Source organism: Ramlibacter algicola (assembly GCF_016641735.1).
GTDB lineage: Bacteria > Pseudomonadota > Gammaproteobacteria > Burkholderiales > Burkholderiaceae_C > Ramlibacter > Ramlibacter algicola.
Window position 1 is genome coordinate 3858929 of sequence record NZ_JAEDAO010000001.1, and the last position, 11491, is coordinate 3870419.

At 70.9% G+C, this 11491-nt stretch carries 9 protein-coding genes and 1 pseudogene; 7 read left to right on the forward strand and 3 right to left on the reverse strand.

The annotated features are described in order from the left end of the window. Positions 1 to 190 precede the first annotated feature (190 nt). The 5 genes and pseudogenes from I8E28_RS21015 to I8E28_RS18950 all read left to right on the forward strand — a co-directional run. Positions 191 to 1249 (forward strand): annotated as a pseudogene (locus I8E28_RS21015) (ferritin-like domain-containing protein); the annotation flags it as partial. Between the two features lie 156 nt (positions 1250 to 1405). Beyond that, entirely contained in the window at positions 1406 to 1915 is a 510-nt protein-coding gene (locus I8E28_RS21020) for a ferritin-like domain-containing protein (RefSeq protein ID WP_239027486.1), read from the forward strand. A gap of 35 nt (positions 1916 to 1950) precedes the next feature. Further along, positions 1951 to 4515, forward strand: a complete 2565-nt coding sequence (ligD, locus tag I8E28_RS18940; protein ID WP_200789772.1) for a DNA ligase D — start codon at positions 1951 to 1953, stop codon at positions 4513 to 4515. A gap of 14 nt (positions 4516 to 4529) precedes the next feature. Beyond that, positions 4530 to 5288 carry a histidine phosphatase family protein gene (locus I8E28_RS18945; RefSeq protein ID WP_200789774.1) on the forward strand — a complete coding sequence of 253 codons (759 nt, stop codon included), beginning with the start codon at positions 4530 to 4532 and terminating at the stop codon, positions 5286 to 5288. A gap of 1 nt (position 5289) precedes the next feature. Next, positions 5290 to 6192: an NAD(P)H-hydrate dehydratase gene (locus tag I8E28_RS18950; RefSeq protein WP_200789776.1), complete on the forward strand. Its 903-nt coding sequence runs from the start codon at positions 5290 to 5292 to the stop codon at positions 6190 to 6192. On the opposite strand, the gene I8E28_RS18955 is transcribed toward I8E28_RS18950, so the two are convergent. Both I8E28_RS18955 and I8E28_RS18960 read right to left on the reverse strand, forming a co-directional pair. After that, the gene (locus I8E28_RS18955) at positions 6173 to 6952 is read right to left on the reverse strand and encodes a transglutaminase-like domain-containing protein (RefSeq protein WP_200789778.1); all 780 of its coding nucleotides are present in this window, start codon (positions 6950 to 6952) and stop codon (positions 6173 to 6175) included. The genes I8E28_RS18950 and I8E28_RS18955 overlap by 20 nt on opposite strands. Positions 6953 to 7030: 78 nt before the next feature. Further along, the gene (locus tag I8E28_RS18960; RefSeq protein WP_200789780.1) at positions 7031 to 7672 is read right to left on the reverse strand and encodes a cytochrome b/b6 domain-containing protein; all 642 of its coding nucleotides are present in this window, start codon (positions 7670 to 7672) and stop codon (positions 7031 to 7033) included. A gap of 174 nt (positions 7673 to 7846) precedes the next feature. Between I8E28_RS18960 and I8E28_RS18965 the strand changes: the two genes are divergently transcribed. Next, positions 7847 to 9922, forward strand: coding sequence for a TonB-dependent siderophore receptor (locus tag I8E28_RS18965; protein ID WP_200789782.1), 2076 nt, complete (start codon positions 7847 to 7849; stop codon positions 9920 to 9922). Further along, positions 9922 to 10998 (forward strand): PepSY-associated TM helix domain-containing protein, encoded by a 1077-nt coding sequence (locus I8E28_RS18970; RefSeq protein ID WP_200789783.1) that lies wholly within the window; start codon positions 9922 to 9924, stop codon positions 10996 to 10998. Before I8E28_RS18965 ends, I8E28_RS18970 begins: the two co-directional genes overlap by 1 nt. Here the strand turns inward: I8E28_RS18970 and I8E28_RS18975 are convergent. Further along, complete coding sequence (locus I8E28_RS18975; RefSeq protein ID WP_200789784.1) at positions 10995 to 11396, reverse strand: GreA/GreB family elongation factor; 402 nt, start codon at positions 11394 to 11396, stop codon at positions 10995 to 10997. The two genes, I8E28_RS18970 and I8E28_RS18975, sit on opposite strands and share 4 nt — an antisense overlap. Positions 11397 to 11491 lie beyond the last annotated feature (95 nt).

The following is an 11491-nucleotide window of genomic DNA, read 5'->3' on the forward strand; positions in this document are numbered from 1 at the left end:
CAACGCGTCGGCACCGGTGTAGGACGGGCCAGCGACGGGCTGTGCGGGTCGCGCTGCGCGGCATGCGAGGCGCGCCGCCGTTTTCCTACACCCACTGCAACGCTTCGCTGACGACCCAGCGCAGTGGCACTCCGAAGATGACCTGCGTTGCAGCCCCAGGGCTGCGACGACACCAGACAGGAGCATCACCATGGCTGCGGACGAACGGGAAGACAGGAACCTCAACGCGGACCCGATCACGGGCGAGCCGGGCGCGCATCCGGTCGGCACCGGCGTGGGCGCCGCGGGTGGCGCCGTCGCGGGCGCGGCGGCCGGCACGATCGGCGGCCCCGTGGGCTCGCTGGTCGGTGGCGTCATCGGCGCGGTGGTCGGCGGGCTGGCAGGCCGCGCGGCCGCCGAGGCGGCCAACCCGACGGCGGAGGAAGCGCACTGGCGCGAGAACTACACGCGCGAGCCGTATTACGAACAGGGCCGCTCGTTCGACGACTACGGCCCCGCGTACATGCACGGCGTGCGTGGCCGCATGCAGCACGGCACCGACTGGGACGCGGCCGAGCCGCGCCTGGCGAGCGAATGGGACAACGCGCGTGCCAGCTCGGGCCTGACCTGGGACCAGGCACGGCCGGCGAGCCGCGCAGCGTGGGACCGCGCGGGCCGCGTGGGCGACCCGGGTACCGGCGCGATGGCGAGCGACACGGCCGTGGTGCGCGCGAACGACCTGGCCGGCACCGGCGTGGGCAGCAGCGGCACCGACACCGGCATCGGCGGCATGGCCGGTGGCATGCAATCCGCCGGCAACGACGAGGGCCAGCGCAAGGACGTGATCGATGCGCTGCAGGACCTGGTCGAGTGCTGCAAGGACGGCGAGTACGGGTTCCGCGAGAGCGCGGACCGCGCCAACAGCCCTGAGCTGAAGTCCGTGTTCCAGCAGCGCGCCGAGGATTGCCGCCGCGGCGCCGACGAATTGAACCAGCAGATCCGGCAGCTGGGCGGCAAGGCGGAAGACAGTGGCAGCGCGTTGGGCGCGATGCACCGCGGCTGGGTTTCGGTGAAGTCCGCCATGAGCACCTACGACGACAAGGCGGTGCTCGAGGAATGCGAGCGTGGTGAGGACAACGCGAAGGCGCGCTACGCGAAGGCGCTGCAGAAGGACCTCCCGCCCACCGTTCGCCAGATGGTCGAGCGCCAAGCCCAGGGCGTCCAGCGCAACCACGATCAGGTGCGGCAACTGCGCGACCGCTATCGCGCCCAGGCCGAGGCGACGACCGGTTCGATGACACGCCGCCAGGGCGACATGGACATGGAGCAGGGCGGCATGCGCATGGGCGGCGGCACGTCGACGATGACGGCCGGCGGCACCGGCAGCACGATGATGCCGGCCGGCGGCCACCAGGGCATGGGCATGATGCAGTCGGGCTCCACCGGCGCCGCGGGCCTGGTCGGCGCCGCGCAGACGGCGGGCAACAACGACGGTGACCGCGGCGACGTCGTCGACGTGCTGCAGGACCTGGTCGAGTGCTGCAAGGACGGCGAGTACGGCTTCCGCGAGAGCGCGCAGCAGGCCAGGCGCCAGGACCTGAAGTCGCTGTTCCTGCAGCGCGCGGACGAGTGCCGCCGCGGTGCCGAGGAACTGAACGAGCAGATCCGCCAGTGTGGCGGCTCGCCCAAGGACAGCGGCAGCGCGATGGGCGCGATGCACCGCGGCTGGGTGTCGGTGCGTTCCGCCCTCACGAGCGACGACGACCGCGCGGTGCTGCAGGAATGCGAGCGCGGCGAGGACAACGCCAAGGCCCGCTATGCCAAGGCGCTGCAGAAGACCCTGCCCGCGAACGTGCGGCAGGTCGTGGAGCGGCAGGCGCAGGCCGTGCAGCGCAACCACGACCAGATCAGGATGCTGCGCGACTCCACGGAGTGAAACCGCGGCGGGGGCGACCCCGCCCGACAGGACGCATGGCCGACGACGACCGACCGCCCACCGACGACGCGCTCAAGACCTACCGGGCCAAGCGCAAGTTCAACGCCACGCCGGAACCGGCAGGTGGCGGCGTCGCGAACGAGGACGAACGCGCGTTCGTGATCCAGAAGCACTGGGCCACCCGGCTGCATTACGACTTCCGGCTCGAGCTGGAAGGCACGATGAAGAGCTGGGCCGTGCCCAAGGGCCCCAGCTACGACCCCGCGGACAAGCGCATGGCGATGCCCACCGAGGACCATCCCATCGCGTACAACAAGTTCGAGGGCCAGATCCCCGCCGGCAACTACGGCGCGGGCAAGGTGATCATCTGGGACAAGGGCACGTGGATCCCGCTGGAGGATCCGCACAAGGGCTTCCGCGACGGCAAGCTCAAGTTCGAGATGCGCGGCCACAAGATGCAGGGCAAGTGGACGCTGGTGCGCATGAAGGGCCGCGGCGACGGCAAGCGCGAGGATCCCTGGCTGCTGATCAAGGAGCGCGACGAGTTCGTGCGGCCCGCGAGCGACTACAGCGTGGTCGATGAACGTCCCGAGAGCGTGCAGGCGCTGGAAGACCGGCCGGGGGCGGTGGCAGCGCCCGCAGCGCCCGAAGCGGCGCCGGCCGCGTCGGGCCCACCCGACGGCTCGGTGAAAGCCGCTTTGCCGGCAGCGCTGCAACCGCAACTCGCCACGCTGGCCAGCGAGCCGCCGCGCGACACCGCCGGCTGGCTGTACGAGATCAAGTTCGATGGCTACCGGATGCTTGCCCGCGCGGAAGGCGGCCGCGTGCGGCTGGTCACGCGCAACGGCAACGACTGGACGTCCAAGCTGTCCGCCTTGCGCGAGGCGCTGGAAGCGATGAACCTGCCTGACGGCTGGTACGACGGCGAGATCATCCTGCCCGGCCGCGAGTCGCCCAGCGACTTCCAGGCCTTGCAGGGCGCCTTCGACACGGCCCGGACCAAGGACATCGTCTACTACCTGTTCGACCTGCCCTACTGCGCCGGCTACGACCTGCGGCAGGCGCGGCTCGAGGAGCGGCGTGCGGTGCTGCAGCGGATCGTGGCGCGCAACCCGCAGCCCAACGTGCGCTTCTCCGAAGTCTTCGACGCACCGCCGGACCAGGTGCTGGACTCCGCCTGCAAGTTGGGCCTGGAGGGCGTGATCGCGAAGCGGCGCGACTCCGCGTACGTCACGCGGCGCTCCAGCGACTGGCTCAAGCTCAAGTGCCAGCAGCGGCAGGAGTTCGTGATCGCGGGTTTCACCGATCCCAAGGGGTCGCGGGCGGGCATCGGGTCGCTGCTGCTGGGCGTGCACGACGCCGACGGCAATCTGCAGTACGCGGGCAACGTGGGCACGGGCTTTGACGATCGCACCTTGCGCGAGCTGCGCGAGAAGCTGGACGCGCTGGCCGCCGACAAGGCGCCGTTCGCATCGACCGCCGGCCTGCCGCGCGGCGTGCATTGGGTGCAGCCCAAGCTGCTGGCCGAGGTGACCTTCGGCGAGTGGACTCGCGAAGGCCGCGTGCGGCACTCCGTCTTCCACGGGTTGCGCACCGACAAGCCGGCGAAGGCGATCACGCGTGAAGAGGCGCAGAAGCCGTCGCCAAAGGCAGCCGCGCCCGCCAAGGGCAAGCGCAGCGCGCCGAAGGCAGCGGCTCCGGCGGCGAGCGTCACCCTGCCCGCGTCGCTGAAGATCAGCAACCCGGACCGCCTCATCGACCCGGACAGCGGCATCACCAAGATCGGCCTGGTGCGCTACTACGCGCTGGTCGCGCCGCTGATGATGGAGCACGTCGGCGGGCGCCCGATCGCGATGGTGCGCGCCCCCGACGGCATCACCGGCCAGCTGTTCTTCCAGAAGCACCTGGACCGCTACAAGATGGCCGGTGTCGTGCAGCTGGACCCGAAGATCTTCCCGGGCCACCCGGCGATGCTGGAGATCGCTGGCGCCGAAGGCCTGCTGTCGGCCGCGCAGATGAACGTCATCGAGTTCCACACCTGGAATTCGAAGAGCAAGACCAGCGACAGGCCCGATCGCATGACGTTCGACCTCGACCCGGGCGACGGCGTCACGTGGGCGCAGATGCAGGAAGCGGCGCAGCTGGTGCACGCCTTCCTCGACGAACTGGGCCTGCCCAACTGGCTCAAGACCAGCGGCGGCAAGGGCCTGCACGTGGTGGTGCCGCTGAAGCCGCAGTTCGGCTGGGACCCGGTCAAGGACTTCTCGCAGGCGATCGTCAACCACCTCGCGCGGGCGATCCCGCAACGCTTCGTCGCCAAGAGCGGGCCGAAGAACCGTGTCGGCCGCATCTTCATCGACTACCTGCGCAACGGCTTCGGTGCGACGACGGTGTCGGCCTGGTCGGCGCGCGCGCGGCCGGGGCTGGGCATTTCGGTGCCGGTGCGCTGGGACGAGTTGCCGCGCCTGAAGAGCGGCGCCGAGTGGACCGTCGCGACCGTGCACGAGCGGCTCGACGAAGGCAACGAGCCCTGGGCCGGTTACGCCGCCAGCGCGATCTCGCCCACCGCCGCGATGCGCAAGCTGGGCTTCGAGCCCTGAGGACTGGCCGCCGGATGTCGCAACCCTGGCCCCGCACGCTGTGGATCGTCCGCCACGGGCAGAGCGCCGGCAACGTGGCGCGCGACCGCGCGGAAGCGGACGGCCTGCACGTCATCGACATCGCCGAGCGCGACATCGACGTGCCGCTGTCCGCCCTCGGTCGCGAGCAATCGAGCGCGCTCGGGCACTGGTTCCGCGACCTGCCGGCGAACCGCCGTCCGCAGGTCGTGATCACGTCCCCTTACGTGCGCGCGCGGGAGACGGCGCACCTGCTGATGGACGCCGCCGGCCTGGACGCGCGCAAGGTGCGCGTGCGCCGTGACGAGCGCCTGCGCGAGAAGGAGTTCGGCATCCTCGACCGCCTGACCGTGCACGGCATCCGCATGAAGTACCCCGAGCTCGCGCAGCAGCGCGTGCACGTCGGCAAGTTCTACTTCCGCCCGCCCGGCGGCGAAAGCTGGTGCGACGTGATCCTGCGGTTGCGCAGCGTGCTGGAGATGGTGTGCCGCGAGCACGAGGGCGAGCGCGTGCTCATCGTGGCCCACCAGGTCATCGTCAACTGCATGCGCTACCTGATGGAGGAACTCGAGGAGGACCAGATCCTCGCGTTCGACCGCGAGGCCGACGTGCCCAACTGCGGCGTGACCTCGTACGTGCTCGACCCGCAACTCGGGCGGATGGCGCCGGAGCTCGTGAACTTCACCGCGCCACTGCGCGAGCAAGGCACGCCGGTCACGCACGAGCCCGACGCGCTCGCCGCCCCGAAGCCCTGACATGGACGCGCGCGTGCAGCCTTCGCGCCTGGACCTCGATGCGTTGCGGTCGTGGCCGTTGCCCGCGGTGGACGACACGGCCGACAAGGAAGCGCGCGGCCGCGTGCTGGTGATCGCGGGCAGCCGCGAAGTCCCCGGCGCAGCGGTGCTCGCGGCCACCGCGGCGCTGCGCGCCGGCGCCGGCAAGCTCGCGATCGCCACCGCTGCTTCGGTGGCGCAGCACATGGCTTTCGCGATGCCCGAGGCACGCGTGATCGCGCTGCCGGAAACCGCCGACGGAGGCTTCGACGAGCGCGGCATCGCCGGCATCGAACGCGCGGTGCAGGCGGCGCGCTGCGTGCTGGTCGGTCCCGGGCTGATGGATGCCAAGGCCACCTGCCGCTTCGTCGCGGCGCTGGCGCCGCTGCTGAAAGGGCGCGGCGTCGTGCTGGACGCGCTCGCGATGGATGCCGCCCCGCACCTGGGGCGCTTCGAGGAGCCGGTGCTGCTCACGCCGCACGCCGGCGAGGTCGCGCACCTCACGGGTTGCGACAAGGACGAGGTGCTCGCCGACCCGGAGCGCGCAGCGAGGGAAGCCGCGCAGCGCTGGAACGCGGTGATCGCGGTCAAGGGCGCGCGCACGGTCATCGCCGACCCCGATGGCCGAGCGTGGCTGCACGAAGGCGGCAACGCGGGACTCGCGACTTCGGGCTCTGGCGACACGCTCGCGGGCGCGATCGCCGGCCTGTGCGCGCGCGGCGCCGGCCTCGTGCAGGCCTGCGCCTGGGGCGTGGTGCTGCATGCGCAGGCGGGAGAACGTCTCGCGGCGCAGCGCGCGCCGGTCGGCTACCTGGCGCGCGAGATTCCGGACGCGATGCTGCAGGTGCTGCGCGACCTGCAGGACGTCAGGCCAGCGATACGCTGACGTCCATCTTCGTCAGGTCGAGCGGCCCGTAGTTCGACAGGAAGGCGACGTCGGCCGCGTCCCGGCCGTGCGCGACCACGACGCGCCCGCCGCGCGGCTTGTCCTGCGTGGCGTCGAACGCGAACCAGCGGCCGCCCAGGAACACCTCGTACCAGGCATGCATGTCCATCGGTTCGAGGCGGTGCAGGTAGCCCACCACGACGCGCGCGGGCATCTGCAGGCTGCGGCACAGCGCCACGCCCACGTGCGCGAAGTCGCGGCACACGCCCGCGCCGTCCTCCAGCGTGTCGAGCGCGCAGGTGCTCTCCTCGCTCACGCCGTACTTGTAGTCGATGTTGTCGCGGATCCAGCTGGCGATGCGCTCGGCCTGCGCGTAGCCGGGCGGGCAGCCCTCGACGATCTTCTCCGCGCGCTCGGCCATCTTGTCGCTCGGGCAGTAGCGGCTTTGCAGCAGGTACAGCAGCACCTCGTCGGGCAGCATCCCCGGCGGGATGCGGTCGGCGCGGCGGTCGACGTCGAGCTGGTCGGCGACCTCGACCTCGTGCTCCACGGTGATCGCGCTCTTGCCCTGCGGCAGCGTGAACCGCTGGCACAGGTTGCCGTAGCAGTCGATGTATTCCGTCGCCGGCACCCAGGGCTGCACGTCGTAGCGCTCGGCGATCACCCACTGCTGTGCGCCGCTGCGCGGACGAAGCATCGCGACGAGCGGGCAGGCTTCTTCGCAGGACAGTTCGATGTGGTTGCGGGTGCGCAGGCGCATGGTGGCGCGATGGTGCGCGAACGCGAACGGCTCGGCCGTAGGAAGGATGCCAGCGAGGCCGTCAGCCCCCGGGCGCGCTCAGAGCACGCCTGAATGAGCCAGGACCGCCCAACCACCGATCGCTCCCAGCGCCAGCGCCAGCGAGACACCCCGCCGTGGATCACGAATGGCTTCGTGGGCCGGTGCGACGTACGTCCCGCTCCACATCGCGAGCAGCAGGTTGTCGCGGTAGACGATGCTCGCGGCCGCCACCACGACGAGGTGCAGGCCGAGTGCGACCCACAGCAACCCATAGCTTGCGCCGTGCGCGTGATGGACCCAGTCGTACACGGCCTCGAGCTCGGCGGCCAGTCCGGTCGCGCCGATGGCGAGCGTCGCCATGAGCAGCAGCAGGTGCAGCGTGCCGCGCAGCGGATCGGTCGGGAACAGTTCGCCGCGGCGGGAAGCCAGCGTGAACAGCGAGCGCGCGATGGCCCGCGGACGGTGCAAGAGGTGCTGCCACCTTGCGTACGGGCAACCCCACGACGCCCAGGCCATCCGGAAGCCGACCAGCAGCGCCGCGATGAGCTCGAAGGCCAAGTGCTCAGGCGCCCACGCGTCGTCGGCCGCGGTCCCCACGGCGCCGGCGAGCGACAGCACGATGAGGACATGGCAGGTGCGCTGCGGACCGTCCCACACGCGAACGCGGGCCGGCGGGCCCAGGCCATTGGCAATCTGCACGGAAGCTCCTCGGGTCTGTTTCAACTGCAGCGAACGATTCTCGAACCTCCCGCCGGCGACTCCGGCGGGGGTTCTCCCTCGATGTCAGCTTTCAAATGCGAATCATTCGCATATACTTGCTGCCTTGGCCGTGCCGCTTTTGCAGCCCGGATCGGAACAAGCAGGAGGGACTCGATGATCCGGAAGACACCCGTGGCGGCCGCCGCGGCGCTGCTGCTCGCAGCCAACGCGGCATCCGCGCAGGGCGTGACGCTCGACGACGTGCAGGTGACCGGCCGCGACGGCCGCGGCTTCAACTCGCGCACCGTGCAGGTCGGCGCCTTCCGCGACCTCGATCCGCTGGACGTGCCGCTGACCAACAACGTGGTGACGCGGGAAGTGATCGACGCGCAGGGCGCGCGCACGGTGTACGGCGCGCTGCGCAACACCGCCGGCGTGACGCGCTCGCAGCTGTCCGGGTCGACCTACGACAACATCTCGATCCGCGGCATCCTGGTCGAGAACCGCGGCAACTACCGGCTCAACGGCTCGCTGCCGATCATCAACCTGATCGACATCCCGCTGGAGAACAAGCAGCGCGTCGAGGTGCTCAAGGGCGCGTCGTCGCTCTACTACGGCCTGGTGCCGCCCAGCGGCATCGTCAACTTCGTGACCAAGCGCGCGACCGCCGAGCCCGTCACGAGCATCGCGACCTCGGTGACCGACCACGGCGCGGTCGACGTGCACGCGGACGTCGGCCGGCGCTTCGCCGACGGCACCATGGGCCTGCGGATCAACGCGGCGGCGGGCCGGGAAGACGCCGGCATCGACCGCGTCAAGGGCGACCGCAGCCTGGCATCGCTGGCCTACGACTGGCGCGTGTCCGACATCCTCAACATCCGCGCCGACCTGGAGCACTACCGCAAGGACATCGGCGAGCAGGCCGCCATCGCGCTGCCGGCGGCCGCCAACGGCGTGATCACCCTGCCCCCGGTGCCGGACAACAAGCGCAACCTGGCCGGCGAGTGGCAGCGCTACGACGCGCAGGCCACCAACATGCTGCTGCGCGGCGACCTGTCGCTGGGCGACGCGTGGTCGCTGACGCTGGAGACCGGACGCGCGGAGACCGAGCGCGACCGCCGCTTCTCGCAGCTCAATGGCCTGGACGTCGCGTCCGGCGCCGGCAACCTGGCGATCTTCTTCGCGAACGGCCAGCGCTACACGAACACCAACCACCGCGTCGAGGCGCTCGGGCGCCTGGGCACGGGCGCCATCCAGCACGAGCTGACCATCGGCTACACGCACAACCAGCGCGAGGCCTACTCCGGCGACAGCGCGACGACGGTGAACGTGCCGCAGAACCTGTACGCGCCGATCGTCCCCGCGGAAATCACGCCATCGTTCCGTCCCGGCGCGAACTCGGCCATCCGCGACAAGGGCGTGTACCTGTTCGACCGCGTGCTGCTGGGCGACCAGTGGCAAGTGCTCGCCGGCGTGCGCGCCGCCGACTACAGCAACGTGAGCCCGACGTCGCGCTACGGTGCGAAGAAAACCTCGCCGAACCTGTCGATCCTGTATAAGCCGCGGCCGCACACGACCGTGTACGCGAGCTACCTTGAGGGCCTGGAGGAGACTGGCACCGCGCCGGCCAACCGCGCGAATTCGGGCGAGATCCTGCCGCCGGCCGTCAACAAGCAGAAGGAGATCGGCGTCAAGACGCGCGCGTTCGGCGGCGTGCTCGCGCAGGCCGCGCTGTTCCAGATCGATCGCCCGCAGACCTCGGTCGACGCCGGCAACCGCTTCATCCTGGGCGGCAAGAGCCGCTACCGCGGGCTGGAGGCGTCGGCCAGCGGCGAGATCGGCCGCGACTTCTCGGCGATCGCGTCGCTCGTGCTGCTCGACGCGGAGATCGTGACCGTCGGCACGGCCAACGCCGGCGAACTGGGCCGCACGCCCGAGAACACGCCGCGCAAGACGATCAGCCTGTTCGGCGAGTACCGGCTGCCGGCGGTGGCCGGCCTGTCGATCAACGCGGGGGCGTACCACGTCGGCCGCCGCGCAGTGAACAACCTGAACCAGGCATGGGTCGACGCATACACCACGCTGTCGCTGGGCGCGCGCTATGTGACCAAGCTGCAGGGCCGCACGGTGACGCTGCAGGCCAACCTGGACAACGCGACCGACAAGGACTACTGGGCCACGGCCGGCAACGGCCTGATCGGCACGGGCGCGCCGCGCACGCTGCGCCTGGCCGCGCGGTTCGACCTCTGATGCGTCCGGCCCTGCGCCAGGCGTGGCTGCGCCTGCACCGGTGGGCCGGCCTGTCGCTCGGGCTGGTGCTGGCGGCCATCGCGCTCACCGGCGCGTTCCTCGTCGTCGGCAAGCCGGTGGACCGGCTGCTGCATCCCGAGCTGTTCACCGCGCCAGCGGTGGCCGCAGCCCCGGCTTCGCTCGATGCGGTGCGCGATTCGCTCGTCGCCGCGTATGGCCCGCAGGCCAGCTTCACGCTGCGCCCGCCGCGGCAGCCGGACGACACCTTCTGGGCTTTCGTCCACGTCCCCAATGGGTTCGACGGACTGGCCTACCTCGATCCCGCGACGGCGCGCGTGCTCGGGCAACGTGGCGACCACGAGGGATTGGTGAACCTCGCGTTCGAGCTGCACAGTTCGCTGCTCATGGGCGATGCCGGCCGGCCTCTGCTGGCGGCGCTGGCCGCCACGTACCTGTTCCTGCTCGCCACCGGCGTCGTGCTCTGGTGGCCCGTGTCGTGGTCGCGCGCCTTCGCCATGCAGTGGCACAACGGCCTCACGCGCTCGCTGTTCGACGTGCACCGGCTGGGTGGCGTCGTCATCGGGCTGTTCATCGCCGCGTCGGTCGGCAGCGGCGTGTGGATGGCGTGGAAGCCGCTCGCCGGCTGGGTCACCTCGATGACCGGCGACCGCCCCGTCACGCCGCCGCGAGTAGCGACGCACGCGGGTCCGCAAGCTTCACTCGACGTGATGGCCCGCGCGGCGCTGGCACGCGAGCCGGGCGCGACGATCGGCTACATAGGCCTGCAGCCGGGCGCCAGGCCCGTGCGCTTCCGCCTCAAGGCCGTGGACGATCCGCATCCGAACGGCCTGACCTCCGTCTGGTTCCACCCGGGCACCGGCCAGGTCCTCCAGGTGAACCGCTGGAACCGATTGGACGCCGGCGCGCGCAACACGGCCTGGGTGTATCCGCTGCACACCGGCGATCTCGGCGGCCCCTTGCACAAGGCCGCCAACGCGCTGTTCGGCATCACGCTGTTCACGTTGGGCGCCACCGGCGCGCTGCTGTGGTGGCGCCGCCGCAGGCGGCTGCGCTAGGTGACGAAGTCGCCCGCCGCCTCCGGCTGGAACAGGACCTCCTCGATCCGCGCGCCGCAGGCGGCACCGGCCGGTCCGTGCCAGTGCGCCGTCGCGCCCGCGGGCAAGCCGAGCATGGCCACGCCGGCCGGCGAGAGCACGGAGATGCGGCCCTGGGCCGGGTCCGCGTCCTCCGGGTAGCAGAGAACCCGCACCTGCTGGTGGCCGGTGGCGAGGTCGCGAACGATGAATTTCGCGTTCATGGTGACGACGTCGCGCGGGATGGCCGGCCCGGGCACGACTTCGGCTTCGTCCAGGATGTCGGCGAGTTTCGGGGCCGCTCCCGAGCCAATGAGCTTGAGCAGGCGGACGGCGTCCAGCTTGGTCAGCTGGCGATCGAAAGCGGTCGAGGTTTGCATGGGTGCACTCCATTCGATGCATGCCGCGTGGGCGTGGGCATGCGGAAGGCGCCTGGAAAGGGGCCCGGCAGTCGAAGGTCAGCGCTTGGGGGAAA